The organism is Kitasatospora sp. NPDC029367, assembly GCF_055569135.1.
Window position 1 is genome coordinate 38,084 of sequence record NZ_JBVHYH010000045.1, and the last position, 22,242, is coordinate 60,325.

A 22,242-nucleotide genomic window follows, 5' to 3' on the forward strand; every position below is an offset into this window, starting at 1 on the left:
ATGCCTGCACAGGCTCGTCGTATCGCCCTGCCCCGTGCCGCCCGCATCGGCATCGCCACCGCCGTCACCGGCGCCTCGTTCGTCCTGCCGCTCGTGACCGCGATCAGCGCCCAGGCGCACACCTCCCCGGCGGCCACCACCGCTCCGGCCGCCTCCGAGGCCGCCGCTCCGGCTGCCGCCCCGGCCGCCCAGCAGAGCTACCGCGTCGTCAGCGGTGACTCCCTGTCGAAGATCGCCGACGTCAAGCACGTCGAGGGCGGCTGGCAGGCGCTGTACGAGCAGAACCGCTCGGTGGTCGGTGCCAACCCGAACCTGATCTTCCCCGGTCAGCAGCTGACCCTCGCCGGTCACGCCGCTGACGCCGCGAAGCCCGCTGCCCCGGCCAAGCCCGCCGCTCCGGCGAAGCCCGCCGCTCCGGCCGGCCAGGACACCTCCGCCGCCGCGGACACCCAGGTGCAGGTCCGGACCGAGGCCGCCAAGCCCGGCGCCCAGCTGCAGACCCAGGTTCAGACCGCCGCCCCGGCCCAGGCCGTCACCGCCGCCCCGGTCGCCGCCACCTCGGGCTACGTCGCCCCGCTCGCCAACCCGGTGCTGGGTGAGGCCTACGGCGTGGCCGGCTCGATGTGGGCCTCCGGCCACCACACCGGCCAGGACTTCGTCGCCGCCACCGGCACCCCGCTGCGCGCCGTCGCCAACGGTGTCGTGGTGAAGGCCGGCAACGGCGGCGCCTACGGCAACGAGGTCGAGATCAAGCTCGCCGACGGCAAGTACGCCCAGTACGCGCACCTGTCCTCGATCGGCGTGAGCATCGGTCAGACCGTCACCGTCGGCCAGCAGCTCGGCCTCTCCGGTGCGACCGGCAACGTGACCGGCCCGCACCTGCACTTCGAGATCCGTACCGGTCCGGAGTACGGCTCGGACATCGACCCGGTCGCCTACCTGCGGGCGCACGGCGTCGCGCTCTGACCCTGCTGGTCCTTCCGCAGGAACGTGTGAACCACCGCTGATGCGGGGCGAATCGACCGCCCGGGATGGTCATGTCGGGTGACCGCTCGACCGGGTGATCGCCGCACCAGTGGACCTGGGCGCGGGACACGCCCAAGGCCGGCCGGCCGTACGGGGATACCTCTCGTACGGCCGGGCCGGCCGCTGCCGTTTCCCGGCTCGGGGAGCGGGTTGGGGTGGGCGGGGGTCAGTTCCGGCGGGCCGGGGTGGGCGGGGGTCAGTTCCGGCGGGCCGGGAGGTCGTGTTCGGCGGCGGTCAGCAGGTCGTGCATCCGATGGCCGAAGTCCTCGGTGTCGCGGGCGGGTTCGGGGAAGACCAGGCGGACGTCGCGGTGGCCGTGCGAGTGGTCCAGACGCAGCACCAGGCCGTGGCGGTCCAGGGCGAGCGGGCGGACGTCCGGGCCGTGGGTGAGCAGCGCCGGGTCGAGCAGCCGGGTGAGCAGGTCGAGGGCGTCGGCGTGGTCGTCGGCCAGGTGGGTGAGCAGGGCGGCCTCGTGCCGGGCCAGCGGGTCCGGGGCGGCGAGGGCGAGGTCGGCGGCGGTGAGCGCGCCGGTGCCGTACGGGGTGGCGAGGACGGCGTGGGCGACGTCGACCCGCAGGTGGACGCTGAGGCCGTCGTCGGCGAGGTGGGCCAGGTGCAGCCGGCCGGCCAGGGTGAGCCGGGCGCGGATGCGGTCGCGGACCGCCACGGGGGAGACGTCGGTGACGTCGAGCACGACGGCCAGGCCGTCGGTGGCGGTGGCGCTGGCGAGGGCCGCGACGAGCGGGGCGTCCAGCGGGGCGCGCAGGCGCAGTCGGGAGCCGTGGACGGAGACCGGGGTGTCCAGGTCGTGGCGCTCGCCGAGGGCGCGGACGGTGAGCGAGGAGGTCGCGCTGAGCAGGCTGCGGACCCGTTCGGCGGTGGTGGGCTCGGGCACCTCGGCGTCGCCGGCGGTGAGGCTCATGGACGGACCTCCTGTTTGTTAGGTGAGCCTAACCTAATCTCCCTCTGGAGGTGTGACAAGTGGGCGCGTGGGGACGTGGAGGTGTGAAGGGGGGCGGAGATGCGGCGAGGGTCCGGACGCGTGGTGGCGTCCGGATCCCCGGGGCGTCGTGGTGGCGGGTCAGGCGATGACGGCCTGGGCGTCGATCTCCACCAGCATCGGCTCCTGCGGCAGTTCGACGAAGATCGTGGTGCGGCACGGCTTCACCCCGCCGGGCTTGACGTTCTCCTCGATGAACTCGGCGTAGACCTCGTTCATCAGCGGGAAGTCGGCGCGCTTGGTGAGGTAGACGCGGAACATCACCACGTCCTCGATGGTGGCGCCGCCGGCCTCGACGATGGCCTTGACGTTCTCCAGGGTGCGGCGGGTCTGCGCCTTCACATCGCCGTGGTGGAGGTACTCGCCGGTCGCCGGATCCTGCGGGCCCTGGCCGGAGACCTGGAGGATCGGGCCCTTGCGGACGCCCTGGGAGAACATCCAGGCGGGGGCCGGGGCGCCGTCGGTGCGGATCTCGATCTTGTCGGAGGACATCGGGGTCGGGGCTCCTTGCGGTGGTGAAGGTTAGCTGACGGTTCGTCAATTGTGGTTGGGGCGGTTCGTCAATTGTGGTCGGGGCAGCCGCAGTCGGCCGACACGGCCCGGGCCGTCGCGAGCAGCTGCGGGAGCAGGTCCAGCACCTGCTCGTACGGGAGGACGACGTCCGGGACGGAGATGGAGGCGGCGGCGACCACCCGGCCGCTGGCGTCCCGGATCGGGGCGGCGACGCAGTTGATGAAGGCCTCGTGCTCGGCGTGGTCCTGCGCCCAGCCCTGGGCGGCGACCTTCTCCAGCTCGGCGAGCAGCGCCTCGGGCGTGGTGAGGGTGCGTTCGGTGTGCGGGGTGAAGTCGATCCCGGCCACCACCCGGCGGCGTACGGGCAGCGGGAGGTCGGCCAGCAGGACCTTGGAGACGGCGGCGCTGTGCAGGGCGGCGCGCAGGCCGATCCGGGAGTACATCCTGACCGGGTGCCGGGAGTCGAACTTGTCGATGTAGACCACCTCGCCGCCCTCGTAGGCGGCCAGGTGCACGGTCTGGCCGGTGGCGGAGTTCAGCTCGGCGAGGTGCGGGGCGGCGATCCGGCGGACGCCGCGCTGCTCCAGGGCGAGGCCGGACAGGGCGAACAGGCCGGCGCCGAGGTGGTAGCGGTAGGCCGCGTCGCGGTAGACGAACCGTTCCTCCTCCAGGCTCTGGAGCAGTCGGAGCACGGTGGTCTTGTGCACGCCGAGGACCTCGGCCAACTGGTCGAGGGAGCGTTCGCCCTCGCCGAGTTCGGCGAGGATGCGCAGGGCGCGGGTGACGGTCTGACTCATCGGGCTCGTGCTCCGGTCGGGTGGCGGGGGTCGGTGCTCATTGTGCCGGGGCCCGGTCGGCGCGCGTCCCGGCCCTCCGCAGCCAGCGGCGGGCGGCGGCGGGTAGGGCCGGGGAGTCGATGCCCTCGGCGCTGACCCGGGTGGCGGCCCAGTCTGTAGGGGAGGCGTCGAGCAGCGCGGTCAGCACCGGGGCGGGCGGCAGCTCGGCCTGGTCGCCGTGCGCGGTCAGCGCGCAGGCCGCGCTCAGGTGGCCCAGCCGCAGCCGGCGGCGCTGGTCCAGGGCGCGGAGGGTGCCGGCCAGGTAGCCGGCCGCGAAGGCGTCGCCCGCGCCGGTCGCCTCCACCACCTCGACGGTCAGGGCCGGTTCGGCGACGACGGTGCCGTCCCGCTCCAGGGCGGTGACCAGCCGGGCGGCGTCCTTGACCACCACGGTGGCGGGTGAGGGGAAGCGGCGGCGAAGTGCGGCGGGCTCGTCGGTGCCGAAGGCGGCCTGGGCCTCGTCGGCGCCGAGCAGCAGCAGGTCGGCGGCGTCCAGCAGCGGCGGCAGTACGGCCGGGTCGCGGTCCCGCCAGAGCGCGGGGCGCCAGTTGAGGTCGAAGCTGACCAGCCGCCCGGGGCGGGGGTCGGCGAGCAGGGCGCGCAGCAGGGCGAGGCAGTCGTCGGAGAGCGCGGCGGTGATGCCGGACAGGTGCAGCAGGCGGGCGCCGGTCAGCAGGCCGGCGGCGGCCGGGTCGGTGAGCAGTGCGGGGGAGAGGGCTGCGGCCGCGGAGCCGCGCCGGTGGTAGTGCAGCCGGCTGCGGCCGGGGCCGAGGTCGTGCCGGTGGCCGGTGGTGCCGCCGACCTCCTTGAGGTAGAGGCCGGTCGGGCGGTGCGGGTCGACGGCGACGCCGGAGACGTCCACGCCGCGGGCGGCGAGCTCGGCGAGCAGGCGGCGGCCGAAGCCGTCGTCGCCGACCCGGCTGATCCAGGCGGTCGGCACGCCGAGCGCGGCCAGGGCCCCGGCCACGTTGGACTCGGCGCCGCCGACGGACAGCCGGAAGGCGTCCACGGACTCCAGCGGGCCGGGGCGGTCGGGCAGGAGCACGGCCATCGACTCGCCCACGCACACGGCCGTCGGGGGAGGGCCGGGGCGGTCGGGCCCCGGGTGGTCCTGTGGCGGCATCTGCTGGGCTCCTCGTCTGCGGCGGCGGTGTGTCGACCTTGGACGGTGGGGTTCGACTCCGTTGACCGTGATCCGGCGCCGATGCTAGAACCGTGTTGCCAGCATGTGCAACCCTCGTTGCACATGTTGCAACATGGCGGATGGAGGAAGACGGTGGAGCAGACCTTCGGGGGCGGCACCTTCGCGAGCGGTGGCACCTTCGCGAGCGGTGGCACCTTCGCGAGCGGCGCGGACGGGCCCGGCATCGCCGAGGGGGCGGTCGCGGCGCTCGCCGACGAGACCCTCGACTGGCGGTTCAAGGCCGCCCCGCCGGAGAGTTGGGGCCGCACCGTCCGCGACTGGCTCGCCACCGGGCCGACCCTCTCCTCCCTCGGCACCCCGCTGCTCACCCTCGACGGAGCCGCGCTCGACCACAACGTCCGCACCATGGCCGACTGGTGCGCCAAGGCCGGTGTCGTGCTCTCCCCGCACGGCAAGACCACCATGGCGCCCCAGCTCTGGCAGGCCCAACTCGCCGCCGGCAGCCACGGGATCACCCTCGCCAACCTGCCGCAGGTGCGGGTCGCCCGCGCCTTCGGCGTCCAGCGGATCCTGCTCGCCAACACCCTGCTCGACCCGGCCGGACTCGCCTGGCTCGCCGCCGAACTGACCGCCGACCCGGGCTTCGGCTTCCTCTGCTGGACCGACTCCACCGAGGGCGTACGGCTGATGGACGAGGCGCTGCGCGACGCCGGGGCCGAGCGGCCGGTCGAGGTGCTGGTCGAACTCGGCGGCCCGGGCGGGCGGACCGGCGTGCGCGGCGTGGACGCCGCCGTCGAGGTCGCCGCCGCCGTGCTGCGCGCCCCCACTCTGCGACTGGCCGGCGTCGGCGGCTATGAGGGCGCCCTCGCGCACGACGCCACCGCCGAGGGACTGGCCGCCGTCCGCGGTTACCTGAAAGCGCTCGGCGAGCTGCACGGCCGGCTCGCCGGGGCCTACCCGGACGGCGCGCCACCGGTGGTGTCGGCCGGTGGCAGCGCCTACTTCGACCTGGTGGTCGAGGAGTTGGCTGCCCTGCCGGAGGCGCTGGTGGTGCTCCGCTCGGGCGCGTACATCGCCCACGACGACGGGTTCTACCGGGGCATCTCCCCGCTCGCCCGGGGCGGCGGGCCGACCCCGTTCCGCGGTGCGTTGCACGGCTGGGCCCGGGTGGCCTCCCGGCCCGAGCCGCAACTCGCGCTGCTGGACGCGGGCAAGCGCGACCTGCCCTTCGACGAGGGCCTGCCCGAGCCGCAACTGGTGCGCGGCGGAGTGGCGTTGACCGGTACGGCGGCCCGGATCACCGCGCTCAACGACCAGCACGCCTTCCTCCGCGACGCGGGCGACCTCGCACCGATCGGCGCGGTGCTGCGGCTCGGTGTCTCCCACCCGTGCACGGCCTTCGACAAGTGGACCGCGATCCCGGTGCTGGACTCGGCGGACGAGGCCGAGCCGAAGGTCACCGGGCTGGTCAGGACGTTCTTCTGATGACGACGGGGGAGAGAGCGACCGGCCCCGGCGGAGCGACCGTCTCCGCTGGTGCGACCGTGGTCAAGGGGGCGACGGTCTTCAAAGGGGCCACGGTCGTCGACGGGACGGGCGCCGACCGCTACCGGGCGGACGTGCGGATCGCCGACGGAGTGATCACCGAGATCGGTGCGGGCCTCGGCGGAGGCGCCGTGGTGGACGCCGACGGCCTGGTGCTCGCCCCCGGCTTCATCGACATGCACGCCCACTCCGACCTCGCCCTGCTGCTCGAACCCGAGCACCCGGCCAAGGTCACCCAGGGCGTCACCTGCGAGGTGCTCGGCCAGGACGGCCTGTCCTACGCCCCGGTGGACGACACCACCCTGCCCGCGCTGCGCCGCCAACTGGCCGGCTGGAACGGTGATCCGGCGGGCTTCGACTGGGACTGGCGCGACGTCGGCGGGTACCTGGACCGGATCGACCGCACCCGGGTCGCCGTCAACGCCTGCTACCTGGTCCCGCACGGCTCGCTGCGGATGCTCGCCATGGGCTGGGACAACCGCCCGCCCACCCCGGCCGAACTCGACCGGATGCGCCAGGTGTTGGCGCAGGGCCTGCTGGACGGGGCGGTCGGCATGTCCAGCGGCCTCAGCTACACCCCCGGGATGTACGCGGACACCGCCGAGCTGGTCGCGCTGTGCACCGTGGTCGCGGCCTACGGCGGCTTCCACGCCCCGCACCAGCGCTCGTACGGGAAGGGCGCCTTGGCGGGCTACGCGGAGATGGTGGAGATCGCCCGGCGGTCCGGCTGTGCGCTGCACCTGACCCACGCCACGATGAACTTCGGCGTCAACCGGGGCCGGGCCGGCGAGTTCCTGGAACTGGTCGACCGGGCGCTCGCGGACGGCGTCGACCTCACCCTGGACAGCTACCCCTACCTGCCCGGTTCCACCACCCTGGCTGCCCTGCTGCCGAGTTGGGCGACCGAGGGCGGCCCCGGCGCCACCCTGGCCCGGCTCGCGGACCCGGCCGCGTGCGAGCGGATCCGGTACGCGATGGAGCGGACCGGCAGCGACGGCTGCCACGGCGTGGTCGCCGACTGGGCGACCGTCCAGATCTCCGGCGTCCGCGCGGCCGACCTCGCGCCGACCGTCGGACGGACGGTCGCCGACCTGGCCGCCGAGCGGGGAGTCGGCGGGACGGAGGTCTTCCTCGACCTGCTGCGCCGCGACGAGTTGGCCACCACCGTGCTCCAGCACGTCGGGCACGAGGAGAACGTCCGGGCGGTGATGCGCCACCCCGCCCACACCGTGGGCAGTGACGGCCTGCTCGTCGGGGCCCGGCCGCACCCGCGTGCCTGGGGCACCTTCCCGCGCTACCTCGGCCACTACGGACGGGAGTTGGGCGTGCTTACCCTGGAGCAGGCGATCACCCGGATGACCGGCCGGCCCGCCGCCCGGCTGGGGCTGGACCGGCGCGGCCGGATCGCCCCCGGGTACCACGCCGACCTGGTGCTGCTGGACCCCGAACGGGTCCGGGACACCGCCACCTTCGAGCAACCCCGGCTGCCCGCCGGGGGGATCGAGTACGTGTACGTCAACGGCACCGCCGTCGTCCGGCAGGGTCGCACCACCGGCGCCCGGCCCGGGCGCGCCCTGCGCCGCACCGATCGAGGAACGGTGGCCCGATGAACGCCACGAACGCTGGGCACAGCACGAAAGCGCTCTCCGAGCTGCGGAACGACCCGGTGATCGCGGTGGTCCGCGCACCCCGGATCCCGGACGCCGCCGCACTGTGCGCCGCACTCGCCGAGGGCGGCATCAACCTCACCGAATTCACCTACACCACGCCGAAGGTGACGGACCATCTGGAACGTGCCTCGGCGGCCGGGTGGCGGGTCGGCGTCGGCACGGTGCTGACCGCCGAGCAGGCCGGGCGGGGGATCGACGCCGGGGCCTCCTTCCTGGTCACCCCCGGCTGCCGGCCCGAGGTCGCCGAGGTCGGACGGGCGCGCGGGGTGCCGGTGGTGCTGGGGGCGCTGACCCCCACCGAGGTGGCCCGGGCGGTCGATCTGGGGGCGGCCGCCGTCAAGATCTTCCCGGCCCGGTCGTTCGGCCCCGGCTACTTCAAGGACCTGCGCGGCCCGTACCCCGACGTGCCGTTGGTGGCCTCGGGCGGGGTGAACGCGGGCAACGCGGCCGAGTTCCTGGCGCAGGGGGCGCTCGCGGTGTGCGCGGGGACGGACGTGGTGCCCCCGGCGGTGGTGGAGGCGGGGGACTGGGCGGAGATCACCAGGCGGGCCCGGGCGTTCACCCGGGCCTGCGCGGCGGGAACGTAGCGGCTCCTGCGGAGCGGGGTTCGCGCCCGCCATCGGCCCGGCGTCGCTCCGGCGGCGGTCCGGCGGCGGTTCGGTGAAGGTGCACGGCGGGCTGTCGGGACGGACGGGATCGGACGAGAATCGATGGCACCCGGATCACCCCGGGCCCCTCGGCCGCCGGCCCGGGCGGCCCCCGGACCCGACAGGAGGACCCGCCCCATGACCTCGACCCGCCCCGGCCCCGACTGGTTGGCCGACGCCGTCCTCTACCAGATCTACCCGCAGTCCTTCGCGGACTCCGACGGCGACGGCATCGGCGACTTCGCCGGCATCACCGAGCACCTCGACCACCTCGCCTGGCTGGGCGTGGACACCGTCTGGCTCAACCCCTGCTTCGCCTCGCCGTTCCGCGACGGCGGGTACGACGTCACCGACTACCTCACCCCGGCCCCGCGTTACGGCCGCACCGAGGACCTGGTCGCGCTGGTCGAGGCCGCGCGCGGCAAGGGCATCCGGATCCTGCTGGACCTGGTCGCCGGGCACACCTCCGACCGCCACCCCTGGTTCCTGGCCTCCGCCGAGGACCCGGCCGACCAGCGCTACATCTGGTCCGACCGGCCGGTGGACGGCTTCGTCGCCTCGCCCGGGAGCCGGCCGGGCTGGTACCGGCCGAACTTCTTCGACTGTCAGCCGGCCCTCAACTTCGGCTACGCGCGCTCGAGTTCGTCGGAGCCGTGGCGGCAGCCGGTGGACGCCGAGGGCCCGCGCGCCAACCGGGCGGCCCTGCGCGACATCATGGCGCACTGGCTGGGCCTCGGCGTGGCCGGCTTCCGGGTGGACATGGCGTACTCGCTGGTCAAGGACGACCCGGGCCGGGTGGAGACCGCCAAGCTCTGGACCGAACTGCGCGACTGGCTGGACCGCACCCACCCCGAGGCCGCGCTGTTCGCCGAGTGGGGCGAACCGGCCGCCGCCGTCGCGGCCGGGTTCCACGCCGACTTCTTCCTGCACTTCGGCGGGGACGACCACGGCCTCCCGCTGCGTTCGCTGTGGAACAACGGCGGTGGGACGGTCGAGGAGTTCTGGCAGCAGGGCCCGTGCTACTTCGAGGCCGAGGGGCGCGGCACCCCGCGGACCTTCCTGGACGCCTGGCGCTCCGCCGCCGAACTCACCGAGGGCAACGGGCACATCGTGCTGCCCACCGCCAACCACGACTTCTCCCGGCTGGCCACCGCCCCGCGCTCCGGGGAGCAACTCGCCCCCGCCTTCGCCTTCCTGCTCACCTGGCCGACCCTGCCCGCCGTGTACTACGGCGACGAGATCGGCATGCGTTACCTGCCCGGACTGCCGGACGTCGAGGGCAGCGCGCTCGGCCCGCGCTTCAACCGGGCGGGGTCGCGGACCCCGATGCAGTGGACGCCGGGCCCCTCGGCCGGGTTCTCGACGGCCGCGCCCGAGCGGTGCTACCTGCCGCCGGACCCGGACCCGCACCGCCCGGACGTGCTCTCCCAGCGCGCCGATCCGACTTCGCTGCTGCACACCGTCCGGCGCCTGATCGCGCTGCGCCGCGCCCACCCGGGGCTGGGCGCCTCCGGCGGGGTGGAGGTGCGGCAGGCCGGGTACCCGCTGGTGTACGTGCGGTCCGGGCGGTACCTGGTGGCGGTGAACCCGTGCCGGGAGCCGGGGACGGTCCGGTTGGCGGACCTCCCGGGCGGGGGTGCGGTGCGGCCGCTGGAGGTGCAGGGGGTGCGGGTCGTGGACGGTGAGCTGCGGGCCGAGGGGTTCTCGTACGGGGTGTTCGAGCTGGGGTGAGCCGGGCCTGAGCCGGGCCTGGGTCGGGCCGCCGGGGAGCTCTCCGGCGGCCCGGCTTCCGGGCAGCTTTCGATCCGCGTGTGATAGTTGTAAGCTACATCCATAGATGGTTGCATTTACCACCGGTATTGGTTGTATTTGCCATCGTCATCGAAGAGATCGCCGGAGGACGGTACGAACGCCATGAGCACACCCCAGACCCCCACCGCAGCGCCCACCCCGGGCCACTCGCTCAAGCACCTCGCCGTCCACCTGCTCACCCCACTGCTGATGTGCCTCGGCATGGCCCTCGCCTACCAGGGCGCCTTCCACCAGCCCGAGCCCCACCACCTCAAGGTCGCCGTGGTCGGCTCCGGCCCCCAGGCCCAGGGGCTGGCGCAGACCATCCAGGGCAAGGCCGGTGCCGCGCTGGACGTCCGGACCGTCGCCGACCGCCCCGCCGCCGAGCAGCTGCTGCGCGACCGCGACCTGGTCGGCGCCTTCGTCCCGGACGCCAGGACCCCCGAGCTGATCGTGGCCAAGGGCAACTCCGACACCTCGGTGGTGGCCGCCACGGCGGTGTTCACCAACGTCACGGACAAGCAGGGCGTCCCGCTGCACGTCACCGACCTCACCACCCCCGCCGAGGGCGACCCGACCGGCCAGGGCCTGTTCTTCCTGCTGGTCGCGCTGAGCATCGGCTCCTACGCCAGCGTCGCGGTGATCGGCGCGGCCGGCGCCGGGCTGCCGATGCGGATCCGGGCCCTGGTGGGCGTGGTCGTCTCGCTGGTGGTCAGCCTGATCGGGATCGCCACCGCCGGGCCGCTCTTCCACGTGGTCGATCACGACTACGCGGCCGTGTGGGCGCTCGGCTGGCTCTACTCCGCGGGCATCGTGCTGATCGGCATCGGCCTGCACAGCTTCCTGAAGAAGTGGACCACGCTGACCCTGATGGTGCTGTTCGTGATGCTCAACTTCACCTCCTCCGGCGGCATCTACCGGCCCGAACTGCAGAACGGGTTCTTCGGGGCCCTGCACGGCTTCTGGACCGGGGCCGGCTACCTGGAGGGCACGCGCGACATCCTGTACTTCGACGGCGGCGCCGGCCTCGGCGGGCACGTGCTGACCCTGGTGGTCTGGCTGCTGCTGGGCGGGGTGGCCCTGGTCGCCGCGACGGCGTACGAGGGCCGGGGGCGCCGCGCGGTGGCGGCGCGGACCGAGGCCGAGGCGGAGGCCGAGGAGGAGATGGAGGAGGCGGTCGCGGTCTGAGGACCGTACGCCCGAAGGGACTTCACCCGGCGCGAGGGCATCGGAACCGGGTGGGGAACAAGCGGCCCGTACCCGGCTCTGGACAAGCCGGGTGCGGGCCTCAGGCGGTGCCGGGCGGCTCCCGGCGGGCCGGCGGCCGGGTGAAGCAGCAGTCCCCGCAGAGCCCGGCGCCCGGGCCGATCCGGTAGTAGAGGCAGCAGCTCGTCCGGCGGAACGCGGCCCCGCGCGGGCCGGTGCGCAGCGTGCCGGAGCCCGCCAGTGGCGGACGGTCCAGCAGCTGGGTGACCAACTCCCGTGCCGGGAGTGACTCTCGGGCGCTCAGTACCCGGAGCGTCCCGGCCAGCGCGGAGGCCGCGTTGCCGCGCAGCAGGCGTGCCGAGAGCGGCACGGCGGCGCGCACTGCTGCGGCCAGTGGCTCCAACTGCCCGATCAGGACGGAGCGGTGGAGCTGGTCGACGAGCTCCCCGGGCTCCGGGCGGAGCGGTTCCGACGGCGTCCAGAGGTCGATCGGTCCCTGGTCCGGGATCCGCACCCAGGCGCGCTCCAGGGTCGGGACCGTCCCCAGCAGGACGGCCGAGCCGATGCCCACCGACCAGAAGCGGGCGGCCAGGCCGAGGTGCAGGATCGAGGCGGCGACCCGGAGTTCGGTCGTGCCAAGACGCTGGGCCACCACCTGGATCCGGGCGGCGAGCGGCGCGTCCGGGCCGGTGCCGTACAGCTCCGGCAGCGGGCGGAAGCCGGGTGGCGGGGGGCCGGCGGGGGCGGTGTCGAGGGCGAAGTACGGCCCGAGGGAGCCGAGTCGGGCGTAGTCGGGCTGCTGTCGTTCGGTCTGCGGCTGTCCGGCCGGCGGCTGTTCCGCCTGCGGCTGTTTGGGCGCGGGGTTCAACGGCCCTCCCCGGTAAGGTCGTTGAACCCCGCGCCGGCTTCGGTCGGCCCGGGCGGGATCGGGCGGTCGGGGTGCATCTGGTCCTCCAGGGGGCCGAGGTTCGGGCGGCTGGTGACGCCCCGCCCCGCCCCGCCCCGCCCCGGTCGGAGGCCGGAGGCCGGAGGTCGGAGGTCGGCGCCGGAGGCCCCGGTCGGGCGGTGGTCAGCCGGGCACGGCGGCCACTGCGCCCGTCGTGCGGATGAACGCTACCGCGCCCTGGCGGTCGGAGATCCACGGTGCTCGGCCCTCCGGTGCGGGGTTGGTCCGACGGCATCCAGTCTGGCCCGGCCGGGCCGCCCGGACCTCCCGCTGCGGAGGGGAGTCGCCTCCTGCGCGAGGAGGAGCGGGCCTCCCCCGGGAGAGCTGCCCGTAGGCTCGGCGGTGTGCGCACCGACCGTCAGTCCCGCCCCGCCCGGCGCCGCCACCGGCCCGCCGTCGCGGCCGCCCTGCTGCTGCTCGCGCCCGTCCTGCTCGCTCACCCGGGGGACCGTGGGGCGGCCCTGCTGCTCGCCCTGACGGCCGCGCTCGCCGCCGTGGTGGCGCTGTTGCCCTGGCCGCTCGGCAGGGTCACGCTCGCTGCCGCGGCGGCCGGCGCGGCCGGGGTCTCGCTGCTGGTGGACCTGGGCTACCCGGGGCCGTACCGGCTGCCCGTGTTCTGGCTGCCCCTCGAATGGCTCGCGCTGCTGGGTGTGTTGTACCGGGCCGTCCGCCGGCTGCCCGAGCGCTGGGCCGGGCCGGTCGGCGGGCTGGTCGCTCTCGCGGCCGTGGTGCTCCCGTTGCGCTCCGTGCTCCGGATGCCGCAGGCCGGTGCGGCCGGGCCGGTGAGCGGCGTGCTGTTCTCGCTGCTGCCGGTGCTCGGGGTGGCCGGGGCGGGCCTCTACCTGCGGGTGCTGGAGGTCCGCCGGGAGCGCGCCCTCGAGCGGGCGCGGCGCGAGCAGCGGCTGGACGTCGCCCGGGGGCTGCACGACTTCGTCGCCCACGAGATCACCGGCATCGTGCTGGAGGCTCAGGCCGGCCAACTCCCGGGCCAGGAGCCGGCGGAGACGGCCGCCCTGTTGCGCCGCCTGGAGGAGGCGGGGGTGCGGGCGCTCGACTCGATGGACGAGATGGTCGGTGCGCTGCGCGAAGGACGGGCGACGGCCGGAACCACCCGCCGGGTCGGGCTGGCCGACCTGCCGGAGCTGGTGGAGCGCTTCGGTACGACGGGTGGCCCGCGCGCCACCGTGGAGCTCGCCCCGGAGGCCGTCGGACTGCTCGCCGCCGAGGCCGAGGCCACCGCGTACGCCGTGGTCCTGGAGGCCCTGACCAACGTCCGCCGACACGCCCCCCAGGCCACCGCGGTGACGGTCCGGGTGGCCGCCGAGCCGGACGGCCGGGCGGTACGGGTGACCGTAGGCGACACCGGCGAGCCGGCCGCCCGACGGCCCCGGCTGCGCCGCCGCCCCGGCGCGGGCGGTACCGGGCTGGTCGGCCTGGCGGCCCGCGCCGCCGCCCACGGCGGCACCCTGACCTCCGGCCCGTTCGGCCCGTCGGGCTGGCAGGTGTGCTGCACCCTGCCGGGGCGGTAGCGAGGGGCGCCCCCGGGCTTTCCGGGGGACGGTCGGAGCGCTATGTTGAACACGTTCAAATCGCTCTCGGGACCGTTCTCGAGACCGTTCTCAGGGTCGTTCTCAGGGGGTAGGGATGAGCAAGTTACTGCCGGCGCAGCCCGGTTTCGCGGTCGGGGCCGCGTTCGCCGACCGGTCGGGGGAGCCGCGTACCGGCCCCGTCCGCGGCCGGGTCAGACCGAGCGGGCGGATCCTCGTCGCCCTGGCCGGTGTCGCCTGGGTGCCGTATGCCGTCGCGGGCCTGTCGTCGAGGCCCGACAGTGCGTGGTTCTGGGGCCTGTACGTCGGATTCCTCGCGATGACCGTGCTGCCCCTGGCCGTACCGCGCGAGCCGAGCTTCCGGCGTGCCTGCCTCGCCGTCGGCTGGTTCCAGTTCGGCATCGAGGCCGTCTGCTCGGTGCCGTATGTGCTGCTCCCGCTGCCGGTGTTCGTCTTCGCCTTCCCGTCCGGCGTCATGCTGCTGCTCGCCGGCCGGCGCGACCGCGGCTCGGTGGGGACGGTCTTCGCCGCCCTGCTCGTGGCGGGCCCCATCGCGCTCCTCGCGCGCGGCGGGTGGACGCAGATCTAGGGCGACGGCTCCGCCGAGGCTCAGACCGGTCGCCCCGGCCGGGAGCCCGCGCCGGCTGACGGGGGGGCGGACGTCCGCCGGAAGCGCTCATGGCGGTCGGCTTCACCGGGCGGAGGTGAACCGCGCCGGACCGGCGGCGTGAGTTTTCCCGCCCGCCGGTCGGTGCGGGAGACTGCCCGGTGTGACGAGTGCGAACGGTGAGTACCCGCGGGTGATCCGGGTGTTGGTCGCGGACGACCAGGAGGCCGTCCGGCGGAGTGTGCGGCGGATCCTCGACGCCCAGCCGGACATCGAGGTGGTGGGCGAGGCCGTCGACGGGGTCGCCGCGCTGGAGCTGGCGGCCGAACTGCGGCCGGACGTCGCGCTGGTGGACATCCGGATGCCGCGGCTGGACGGGCTGGAGGTGACCAGGCGACTGTCCGGCTCGGTGCGGGTGGTGGTGCTGACCACCTTCGACCTGGACGAGTACGTCTACCCGGCGCTGCGGCACGGCGCCTCCGGTTTCCTGTTGAAGCGCTCCGGCCCGGCCCTGCTGGCCGAGGCGGTGCGGGCGGCGGCGGACGGGGAGAGCCTGATCAGCCCGTCGGTCACGGTGCGGCTGCTCCAGCACGTGACGGCGCCGCGGCGGCCCGCGCGCCCGGCCGGGGTGGGGGTGGCGGTGCCGTTGACCGAGCGGGAGGTGGAGATCGCCGGCCACGTCGCGGCGGGCCGCACCAACGCCGACATCGCGGCCCAACTGTTCATCTCCGCGGGCACGGTGAAGACCCACGTGGCCAGCATCCAGCGCAAGCTGGGCGTGTCGAACCGGGTCGGGATCGCGGTGCACGCCTGGGAGGCGGGGTACCCGGTGCCGCGGTAGCGGACGGCAGGACGCGTCCACGGAGCGAGGGGAAGCTCCGTGGACGCGGGGAACCTGCGAGGTGGGGGTGGCCTCCGGACGTCACGTCCTCCGGCCGGTAGTTCGATCGTCGACCGAGGTAGTACCAGCGGCAGACCCTGATCCGTCTCGACCTGTCGCCACTGCCTCCTGCGGTCGAACTTCCTTCAGCTACCTCGCAGGTCCACCTCCCATCATGCGCCTCCTACGAGCCGTGCACCAGGGGTGAACGGCCCGAAATCGGGCGGATTTCGCAAGTCGGGGCAGGGAGCGCCTCAGGGCTTAGGCCACCCGTCCACGAAGCTCAGCGTCCGGTGGTACGGCCCGTCCGGTCCGGTGCTGCGGTAGTCCTCGGTGCTGCTGCCGGTCCGGACGGTGCGGTCGCCGTCGTGGCGGGTCGCGGTGGGTCGCAGGGTGTGGTCCACGGTGCTGCGCCCGGTGACGTGGCCGCCGGTCGCGGTGGTGGCCTCGCGGTGGTAGCCGAGGTCCATCGCGGTGTTCTGGTCGGTGTTCCCGGCCGCGTCGTGGGTCACCTTGTAGGTGACGTCCAGCGGTTCGCCCTCGTGCACGGTGGTGGTGCGGTGTGGCCCGCCGCCCCAGGTGGCGGTGGTGCGGGTGAGGTCGGTGCCGTTGTGCAGCGTCACGTCGTTGCCGCTGTCGCGCAGTTGCTGGGCGGAGCTGAACGTGAGGTCGTCGCGGACCTCGGTGGTGATCCGGCCGTGCGAGGTCTGCACCCAGCCGCGGGCCAGGTCGTGCCGGGCGGCGGTGACGGTCCAGTCGCCGCTGCCGCCGCCGTGGTCGGCGAGCTGGGTGGTGACGGCGGCCTCGGGGGCGACCCGGTGGTCGGTGAGCTGCCCGGAGGTACGGGTGGTGCCGTGGTCGACCTCGGCGAACAGGTTGACCTGGCCGGTCCAGACGTCGTTGCTCTGCGCCTCGGCGGCGTTCGCCGCGATGCCGACGCGGTGCGGCCGCCCGTCGAGCAGCAGGCCGACGTACGGGGTGAGGTCGAGCCGGTAGGCGGGCAGGTCGAAGGCGAAGACGCCGGGGACCGGCCGCCACAGCAGCGGGTCCCAGCCGCCGGTGTAGATCACCGGGTACGGCCAGACGGCGCCGGCCACCCGGCCGTCCACGGTCAGCCTCAGTTCGCGGAACGGGCCCTTGCCGCAGGCGCCGATCGACGGGTTCGCGGCGACGAAGGCGTCCGGCGCGGAGGCGTAGGCGAACTCCTCGCAGGCGCCGCCGCCCCGCGCGTACACCTCGGCGGTGAGCCCTTGCAGGTTCTGCGGGAAGGTGAGGTCCCCGGCAGTGCCCGGGGCGGCCTGGGTGAGCGAAAACGGGCCGGTGGTGAGGACCTGGTCGGCGCCGTGGGCGGCGGGCCAGCGGTCGTTCGCGGTGTAGAAGGTCAGGCTCGCCGAGACCTGGTAGACACCGGTGTAGGTGGCGTCGGTGACGTTGGCGAGGTCGAGCGAGAACGGCTGCGGTCCGGCCGCGAACAGCGGGGCGTAGCGGGTGAGGTCGCGTTCGACGTTCCACTGGATACCGTCGTGGGACGGCTCCGGGGTGGAGGACAGCAGGACCTCGACGCCGCCGACGCGGACGCTGAAGATCCGGTCGAACTGCCGCCCGGCGACCTGCCCGTGGAGGTCCAGGACCACGGCGGACCAGGGGCCGGCGCAGTCGGCGGGCGGGGTGAGGGTGGCGGTGTACGGGGTGTCGGGCGGGTTGCCGTAGCCGTTGCGGAACTCCCGGTCGTGCATCACCTCGACGGTGCAGGAGCGGGTGTCGGGGCGGGTGAGCGGCTTGGTGGCGGTGACCGGGTCGTGGTAGTCGCTGCCGAAGTCGGCGTGGGCCGGGGCGGCGGCGGTCAGGGTGCCGGCGAGGGTGAGGGCGGTGGCGCCGAGCAGTCCGGCGAGGCGGCGCAGCAGGGGGCGCGGGGAGCGCCGGGGGAGCAGGGCCAAGGTGGGTCCCCGGGGTCGGGCGGCCCGTCGGCGCGCGACGGGCCGGGTGGGTGTCCCGGGCATCCTTCCGGCGGTGGCATGTGACCGTCAAGAGTTGCTTTCGGGCCCGCTGGGGCCCTTCGCGGGGGCGTCGGTCGGGTCGGGCGGGGGCGGTGGGCGGGGGGTGGTGAGTGGTCGGGTCGGCCTACCACTCCTCCAGGGCCGCGGCCTCCTGGCGGATCAGGTTGCGCAGCGTCGCCAGCGGGGGTCGGCGGTCGTCCGTGCGCCACTGCATCTCCAGCGGCAGGGTGGCCCGGCCGTCCAGCCGTACGGTGGCCACGTCCTCGGTGAGGTGGCCGGTCATCGAGCCGGGCACCAGCGAGAAGGCGCGGTTGCGGGCGAGTAGGTAGAGCCGGGAGCCGACGATCCGCGGCGGGCTGACCAGCACCGGCGGGTCGACGCCGTGCTCCGCGCACAGGCCGAGCACGTGGTCGTAGTACCGGGGGTGCTGCTCGCGCGGCCACAACAGCAGGGGCAGGTCGCGGAGTTCGGCCAGCCGCAGGGCCGTCCGGCCGGCCAGCGGGTGGTCCCGGCCGAGGGCGACCCGGACCGGCTCGTCGGCGATCCGCTCCAGCCGGTAGCCGGGGACGTCCTCCAGGAAGCGGCCGAGGCCGATGTCGGCGAGCTCCCCGGCCAGGGTGGCGGAGACCTGGCCGGTGTCGACGGCGAGTTCGGCGGTGTCGAGCGCGGGCAGCTCCTGTTCTGCCCGGCTGACCACGGCGGGCAGCAGCCGGTTCACCACGCTCGGGGAGGCGACGATCCGGGCCGTCCCCAGCCGGGACTCCTCGTGCAGCCGGACCCGCGCCAGCATCGCCCCGGCCTGCTCCAGCAGCCTCGCGCTCTCGGCCGCCATCACCTCGCCCGCCTCGGTCAGCGCGACCGAGCGGCGGCTGCGGTCGAACAGCTCGACACCGACCGTCCGCTCCAGCCGGGCGACCTCCTGGCTGACCGTCGGCTGCGAGATGTGCAGCCGCTCGGCGGCCCGGCCGAAGTGCAGCGTCTCGGCGACCGTCAGGAAGACCTCAAGCTGTCGCAAGGTGAAGCCCATGCGGGTCATCCTAGTGCGAACCAATAGCTGATCGACTATCGGAAACCCCAGGACTCATTCTGGTTTCCGATCCGAACCGTCCATACGCTGAGCGTCACGTTGCCCCACCGCAGTGGCATCTCACAGGAAGCTCCCGCCATGACCGGACAGCCCGCCAGCACTCCCGCCATCCAGATCTCCGAGGAGGTCGCCCGGGCCGTCGCCGACGGGCGTCCCGTGGTCGCCCTGGAGTCGACGATCTTCACCCACGGCCTGCCGCGCCCCCGCAACCTGGCGGTCGCGCTGGAGGCCGAGCAGCAGCTGCGCGCGGCGGGCGTCGTCCCGGCCACCATCGGCGTGCACGCGGGCGTCCCCACCGTCGGCCTGAGCACCGAACAGATCACCGAACTCGCCGCCACCGACGGCCTGGACAAGGTCAGCCTGCGCGACCTGCCGGTGGTCGCCGCGCTCGGCCGGCACGGCGGCACCACCGTCGCCGCCACCGCCTTCCTCGCCCACCGCGCGGGCGTACGGGTCTTCTCCACCGGCGGCCTCGGCGGCGTCCACTTCGGCGCCGCCGAGAGCTTCGACGAGTCCGCCGACCTGACCACCCTGGCCGCCACCCCGGTCACCGTGATCAGCGCCGGGGTGAAGTCCATCCTCGACATCCGGGCCACCCTGGAGCGCTTCGAGACCCTCAACATCCCGGTCATCGGCTACCGCACCACCAAGTACCCCGGCTTCTACGTCACCGACTCCGGCCACGAGACCAACTTCGCCGTGCAGTCCGCGGCGGAGGCGGCCGCGGTGATCGACGCGCGCGACCGGCTCGACCTGCCGCAGGCCGTGCTGATCGCCAACCCGGTCGACCCGGCCAAGCAGCTGCCGCCGGAGGAGCTGGACGGCATCCTGGCCCGCGCCTGGGCCGAGGCCGAGCGCCGGGGCATCACCGGCAACGCCTCCACCCCGTTCCTGCTCGACCACATCCAGCGCGACACCGGCGGGCGCAGCCTGGAGGTCAACGTCGAGGTCTACCGCGGCAACGTCCGCCTCGGCGGCGAGATCGCCACCGCCCTGGCGGCCCAGCGGGACCGGGCCGGCGGGAGTGACCGGACCGATGGGTCCGCCGCCGCGACCGCCGGGGCCTGACCCGTGCTGGGGGTGCTCGGCGACCTTGTCGAGGACATCGTGGTCTGGGTCGACGGGCCGCTGCGCCACGGCACCGACTCCGGTGCCCAGGTCTTCCGGCGGCGCGGCGGCAGCGCGGCCAACGTCGCCTGCTTCGCCGCCGGCCAGTACCCGGCCCGGTTCCTCGGCTGCGTCGGCGCGGACGCCGTCGGGGACGCCGTGGTGGCCGAACTCGGCGGCCACGGTGTGGACGTCCGGGTGCAGCGGCACGGTAGGACCGGCAGCATCGTGGTGCTGATCGACCGGGACGGCGAACGGACCATGCTGCCCGACCGCGGCGCCGCCAAGCTGCTGGAACGCGTCCCGGACGACTGGCTGTGCGGACTGACCCACCTGCACGTGCCCGCCTACTCCTTCGACGGCGAGCCGGTCGGCCGGACGGCGGTCGACGCACTCGACCGGGTCCGGCAGGCGGGCGGCACCACCTCGGTGGACGCCTCCTCCACCGGGATGCTGGAGCAGTACGGGAGGGAGCGCTTCCTCGCCCTGCTGGCCGAGTTGGCGCCCACCTTCGTGTTCGCCAACCGCTCCGAGTCCGCCTACCTCGGGCTGCTGGTGGACGGCCTGCCCGGGCCGCAGCGGGCCCGGCTGGCGGCCTCGACGGTGGTCACCAAGGCGGGCGCCGGGCCGACCACCGTGGACGTTCCGAGGGACGGGCTGTTCACCGTGCCGGTGCCGCCGGTGGCCGAGGTGCGGGACCTCACCGGGGCCGGGGACGCCTTCGCGGCGGGCTTCCTGGCCGGGTTCCTGGACACCGGGGACCTGCACCTGGCGGCGGGGCTCGGGCACCGCAGCGCGGCCCGGGTGCTGGCCTCACCGGGGGCTTCGCTCGGGGGGTGTTAGGGCGGCACTACTTCCGTAGTGCGTCCTTGCGGAGGAACTGCTTCAAGCGTTGCCACGTCCAGGCGTTGACCACGTCGTCGACGGTGAGCCACCCGCGCTGCGCCGTGCCGATGCCGAAGCGCGGGTAGCCGAGGTGGCCGGTGGCGTGGGCGTCGCTGTCGATCGCGAAGCGCACACCGTGCCGCTTGGCCCGCAGCACGTCCTCGTCCCGCAGGTCGAGCCGCTGCGGGGAGCTGTTGATCTCGATCGCGGTGCCGGTGCGGGCGGCGGCCGCGAACACCGCGTCCAGGTCGACGTCGATCGGCCCGCGCCGGCCGATCCGTCGGGTGGTGAGGTGGCCGATGACGTGGACGTGCGGGTTCTCGCAGGCCCGGATCAGCCGGCGGGTCTGGGCAGCGCGGTCCAGGGTGAAGTGCGAGTGGACGGAGGCCACGCAGACGTCGAAGCCGGCCAGGAACTCGGGCGGCCAGTCCACCCCGCCGTCCGGGCCGATGTTCAGCTCGGTGCCGTGCAGCAGGCGCAACTTCCTGTGACGGTCGGCGAGTCGGCGCAGCTCCTCGCGCTGGGCCAGCATCTTCTCGTCGGTCATCCGCTGCATCACCAGGTCCGGCGCGTGGTCGGTGACGGCGTAGTACGAGTAGCCGCGGGCCGCCGCCGTGTCGATCATCTCGGTGAGGGTGGCCAGGCCGTCGGTCAGGTCGGTGTGGGTGTGCAGGTCGCCGCGCAGGTCCGACTCCTGGATCAGCTCAGGGAGTTCACCGTTCAGCGCGGCCTCGATCTCGCCCCGGTCCTCGCGCAGCGGCGGCGGGATCCAGGGCAGTCCGAGCGCCGCGTACACCTCCTCCTCGGTCGTGGACACGACCTTGGTGCCCTCCTGCTGTTGCTTCTGCTGCTGCTTCTTCGAGGTTTTTCCGGTGTCGCCGGCCACCTCGAACAGTCCGTACTCGGAGAGCTTGAGGCCGGCCCGCACCGCCCTGGTGCGCAACTTGATGTTGTGCGCCTTCGACCCGGTGAAGTAGACCAGGGCGGCGCCCCAGTCCTCCTCGGGCACGACCCGCAGGTCCACCTGGATCCCCCCGGTGGTGCGGACCGAGGTCTTGGTCGGCCCGCTGCCGATCACCTCGGCCACGTACGGGAGTTCGGTGAGCGCGGCCATCAGCGGGGCCGAGTCGGCGGCGGTCGCCAGCACGTCGATGTCGCCCACCGTCTCGCGCATCCGGCGCAGCGAGCCCGCGTAGGCGCAGCGGGTGCAGCCGGGCACGGCGGACAGCGCCTCGACCAGCTGCTCGGCCAGCTCGGTGGCGGCGTCGAGCAGGGTCCGGCCGCCGGACTGCCGCATCAGCTCGATGCCGTGCAGGATCTTCTCGCCGCTGCGCTCGCCGAAGCCCGCCACACCGGACAGCCTGTCGGCGCGGATCGCGTCGGCGAGTTCGTCCACCGAGCCGATCCCGAGGTCCCGGTACAGGGAGAGGGCGCGCTTGGGGCCGACGCTGGGGACGGCCATCATCTCCCGTACGCCGGACGGGATCTCGGCGCGCAGGGCCTCCAGCGCGGCGATCCTCCCGCCGGCGAGGTACTCGGCGATCTTCTCGGCGGTGGACTTGCCGACGCCGGGGATCTGCTGGAGTCCCTTGACGTCCAGACCGGCCAGGTCCTCGGGGTGGCCGCCGACGGCCCGGGCGGCCTTCTCGTAGGCGCGGGCCCGGAAGGCGTCCCCGCCGGTGATGTTGATCAGGTCGGCGTACTCCTGGAGCAGCTCCCTGACCTGGTCGTTGAGCCGGGGCATGGGGCAAGTCTAGGTTCGGGGCGCGGTGTTCGCTGGGCGGTGGGTTCTTCGCTGGGCGGTGGGT

General features: G+C 74.3%; 19 protein-coding genes. 11 read left to right on the forward strand and 8 right to left on the reverse strand.

The features are described from left to right. A complete protein-coding gene (locus ACZ4W5_RS23345; RefSeq protein WP_360242367.1) occupies positions 1-966 on the forward strand; it encodes a M23 family metallopeptidase in 966 nt (321 codons plus the stop codon). Positions 967-1,222: 256 nt separating this feature from the next. On the opposite strand, the gene ACZ4W5_RS23350 is transcribed toward ACZ4W5_RS23345, so the two are convergent. From ACZ4W5_RS23350 to ACZ4W5_RS23365, 4 genes are all read right to left on the reverse strand, one after another. Further along, the gene (locus ACZ4W5_RS23350; RefSeq protein WP_360242370.1) at positions 1,223-1,948 is read right to left on the reverse strand and encodes a DUF2470 domain-containing protein; all 726 of its coding nucleotides are present in this window, start codon (positions 1,946-1,948) and stop codon (positions 1,223-1,225) included. Positions 1,949-2,107: 159 nt separating this feature from the next. After that, positions 2,108-2,518, reverse strand: coding sequence for a RidA family protein (locus ACZ4W5_RS23355; RefSeq protein WP_360242373.1), 411 nt, complete (start codon positions 2,516-2,518; stop codon positions 2,108-2,110). Between the two features lie 68 nt (positions 2,519-2,586). Next, a complete protein-coding gene (locus tag ACZ4W5_RS23360; RefSeq protein ID WP_360242376.1) occupies positions 2,587-3,336 on the reverse strand; it encodes an IclR family transcriptional regulator in 750 nt (249 codons plus the stop codon). A gap of 37 nt (positions 3,337-3,373) precedes the next feature. Beyond that, a complete protein-coding gene (locus ACZ4W5_RS23365) occupies positions 3,374-4,498 on the reverse strand; it encodes a sugar kinase (RefSeq protein ID WP_465656633.1) in 1,125 nt (374 codons plus the stop codon). Positions 4,499-4,651: 153 nt separating this feature from the next. Here ACZ4W5_RS23365 and ACZ4W5_RS23370 point away from each other — a divergent pair, with 153 nt between their 5' ends. The 5 genes from ACZ4W5_RS23370 to ACZ4W5_RS23390 all read left to right on the forward strand — a co-directional run bounded on the left by ACZ4W5_RS23370 (position 4,652) and on the right by ACZ4W5_RS23390 (position 11,360). Then, complete coding sequence (locus tag ACZ4W5_RS23370; RefSeq protein WP_465656635.1) at positions 4,652-6,004, forward strand: alanine racemase; 1,353 nt, start codon at positions 4,652-4,654, stop codon at positions 6,002-6,004. Further along, entirely contained in the window at positions 6,004-7,674 is a 1,671-nt protein-coding gene (locus ACZ4W5_RS23375; RefSeq protein WP_465656637.1) for an N-acyl-D-amino-acid deacylase family protein, read from the forward strand. Before ACZ4W5_RS23370 ends, ACZ4W5_RS23375 begins: the two co-directional genes overlap by 1 nt. Then, a complete protein-coding gene (locus ACZ4W5_RS23380) occupies positions 7,671-8,321 on the forward strand; it encodes a bifunctional 4-hydroxy-2-oxoglutarate aldolase/2-dehydro-3-deoxy-phosphogluconate aldolase (RefSeq protein ID WP_465656639.1) in 651 nt (216 codons plus the stop codon). The genes ACZ4W5_RS23375 and ACZ4W5_RS23380 overlap by 4 nt, the downstream gene beginning before the upstream one ends. Positions 8,322-8,519: 198 nt before the next feature. Further along, positions 8,520-10,112: an alpha-amylase family glycosyl hydrolase gene (locus ACZ4W5_RS23385; RefSeq protein ID WP_465656641.1), complete on the forward strand. Its 1,593-nt coding sequence runs from the start codon at positions 8,520-8,522 to the stop codon at positions 10,110-10,112. Positions 10,113-10,295: 183 nt separating this feature from the next. Further along, positions 10,296-11,360: a hypothetical protein gene (locus tag ACZ4W5_RS23390; protein ID WP_465656643.1), complete on the forward strand. Its 1,065-nt coding sequence runs from the start codon at positions 10,296-10,298 to the stop codon at positions 11,358-11,360. A gap of 100 nt (positions 11,361-11,460) precedes the next feature. On the opposite strand, the gene ACZ4W5_RS23395 is transcribed toward ACZ4W5_RS23390, so the two are convergent. Further along, positions 11,461-12,246, reverse strand: a complete 786-nt coding sequence (locus ACZ4W5_RS23395) for a (2Fe-2S)-binding protein (protein WP_465656645.1) — start codon at positions 12,244-12,246, stop codon at positions 11,461-11,463. A 422-nt stretch (positions 12,247-12,668) separates the two neighbouring features. On the opposite strand from ACZ4W5_RS23395, the gene ACZ4W5_RS23400 reads away from it, so the two are divergent. From ACZ4W5_RS23400 to ACZ4W5_RS23410, 3 genes are all read left to right on the forward strand, one after another. Next, the gene (locus ACZ4W5_RS23400) at positions 12,669-13,853 is read left to right on the forward strand and encodes a sensor histidine kinase (RefSeq protein WP_465656647.1); all 1,185 of its coding nucleotides are present in this window, start codon (positions 12,669-12,671) and stop codon (positions 13,851-13,853) included. Between the two features lie 115 nt (positions 13,854-13,968). Next, positions 13,969-14,460: a hypothetical protein gene (locus ACZ4W5_RS23405; RefSeq protein ID WP_465656649.1), complete on the forward strand. Its 492-nt coding sequence runs from the start codon at positions 13,969-13,971 to the stop codon at positions 14,458-14,460. Between the two features lie 181 nt (positions 14,461-14,641). Next, positions 14,642-15,319 carry a response regulator gene (locus ACZ4W5_RS23410; RefSeq protein WP_465656651.1) on the forward strand — a complete coding sequence of 226 codons (678 nt, stop codon included), beginning with the start codon at positions 14,642-14,644 and terminating at the stop codon, positions 15,317-15,319. Between the two features lie 293 nt (positions 15,320-15,612). On the opposite strand, the gene ACZ4W5_RS23415 is transcribed toward ACZ4W5_RS23410, so the two are convergent. Both ACZ4W5_RS23415 and ACZ4W5_RS23420 read right to left on the reverse strand, forming a co-directional pair. Continuing rightward, the gene (locus ACZ4W5_RS23415) at positions 15,613-17,295 is read right to left on the reverse strand and encodes a peptide-N4-asparagine amidase (RefSeq protein WP_465656653.1); all 1,683 of its coding nucleotides are present in this window, start codon (positions 17,293-17,295) and stop codon (positions 15,613-15,615) included. Positions 17,296-17,479: 184 nt separating this feature from the next. Further along, entirely contained in the window at positions 17,480-18,382 is a 903-nt protein-coding gene (locus tag ACZ4W5_RS23420) for a LysR family transcriptional regulator (RefSeq protein WP_360242411.1), read from the reverse strand. Positions 18,383-18,520: 138 nt separating this feature from the next. Between ACZ4W5_RS23420 and ACZ4W5_RS23425 the strand changes: the two genes are divergently transcribed. Both ACZ4W5_RS23425 and ACZ4W5_RS23430 read left to right on the forward strand, forming a co-directional pair. Beyond that, positions 18,521-19,510 carry a pseudouridine-5'-phosphate glycosidase gene (locus ACZ4W5_RS23425; protein ID WP_465656656.1) on the forward strand — a complete coding sequence of 330 codons (990 nt, stop codon included), beginning with the start codon at positions 18,521-18,523 and terminating at the stop codon, positions 19,508-19,510. Between the two features lie 12 nt (positions 19,511-19,522). After that, positions 19,523-20,392: a carbohydrate kinase family protein gene (locus tag ACZ4W5_RS23430; RefSeq protein WP_465656658.1), complete on the forward strand. Its 870-nt coding sequence runs from the start codon at positions 19,523-19,525 to the stop codon at positions 20,390-20,392. A 7-nt stretch (positions 20,393-20,399) separates the two neighbouring features. Here the strand turns inward: ACZ4W5_RS23430 and polX are convergent, their stop codons facing one another. Next, positions 20,400-22,178, reverse strand: coding sequence for a DNA polymerase/3'-5' exonuclease PolX (polX, locus tag ACZ4W5_RS23435; RefSeq protein WP_465656660.1), 1,779 nt, complete (start codon positions 22,176-22,178; stop codon positions 20,400-20,402). Positions 22,179-22,242: the final 64 nt, after the last annotated feature.

Excerpts from the sequence above, each read along its gene's own strand:
- ACZ4W5_RS23345 (WP_360242367.1), top strand. The coding sequence starts at position 1 with ATGCCTGCACAGGCTCGTCGTATCGCCCTGCCCCGTGCCGCCCGCATC.
- ACZ4W5_RS23350 (WP_360242370.1), bottom strand. The coding sequence starts at position 1,948 with ATGAGCCTCACCGCCGGCGACGCCGAGGTGCCCGAGCCCACCACCGCC.
- ACZ4W5_RS23355 (WP_360242373.1), bottom strand. The coding sequence starts at position 2,518 with ATGTCCTCCGACAAGATCGAGATCCGCACCGACGGCGCCCCGGCCCCC.
- ACZ4W5_RS23360 (WP_360242376.1), bottom strand. The coding sequence starts at position 3,336 with ATGAGTCAGACCGTCACCCGCGCCCTGCGCATCCTCGCCGAACTCGGC.
- ACZ4W5_RS23365 (WP_465656633.1), bottom strand. The coding sequence starts at position 4,498 with ATGCCGCCACAGGACCACCCGGGGCCCGACCGCCCCGGCCCTCCCCCG.
- ACZ4W5_RS23375 (WP_465656637.1), top strand. The coding sequence starts at position 6,004 with ATGACGACGGGGGAGAGAGCGACCGGCCCCGGCGGAGCGACCGTCTCC.
- ACZ4W5_RS23380 (WP_465656639.1), top strand. The coding sequence starts at position 7,671 with ATGAACGCCACGAACGCTGGGCACAGCACGAAAGCGCTCTCCGAGCTG.
- ACZ4W5_RS23385 (WP_465656641.1), top strand. The coding sequence starts at position 8,520 with ATGACCTCGACCCGCCCCGGCCCCGACTGGTTGGCCGACGCCGTCCTC.
- ACZ4W5_RS23390 (WP_465656643.1), top strand. The coding sequence starts at position 10,296 with ATGAGCACACCCCAGACCCCCACCGCAGCGCCCACCCCGGGCCACTCG.
- ACZ4W5_RS23405 (WP_465656649.1), top strand. The coding sequence starts at position 13,969 with ATGAGCAAGTTACTGCCGGCGCAGCCCGGTTTCGCGGTCGGGGCCGCG.
- ACZ4W5_RS23420 (WP_360242411.1), bottom strand. The coding sequence starts at position 18,382 with ATGGGCTTCACCTTGCGACAGCTTGAGGTCTTCCTGACGGTCGCCGAG.
- ACZ4W5_RS23425 (WP_465656656.1), top strand. The coding sequence starts at position 18,521 with ATGACCGGACAGCCCGCCAGCACTCCCGCCATCCAGATCTCCGAGGAG.
- polX (WP_465656660.1), bottom strand. The coding sequence starts at position 22,178 with ATGCCCCGGCTCAACGACCAGGTCAGGGAGCTGCTCCAGGAGTACGCC.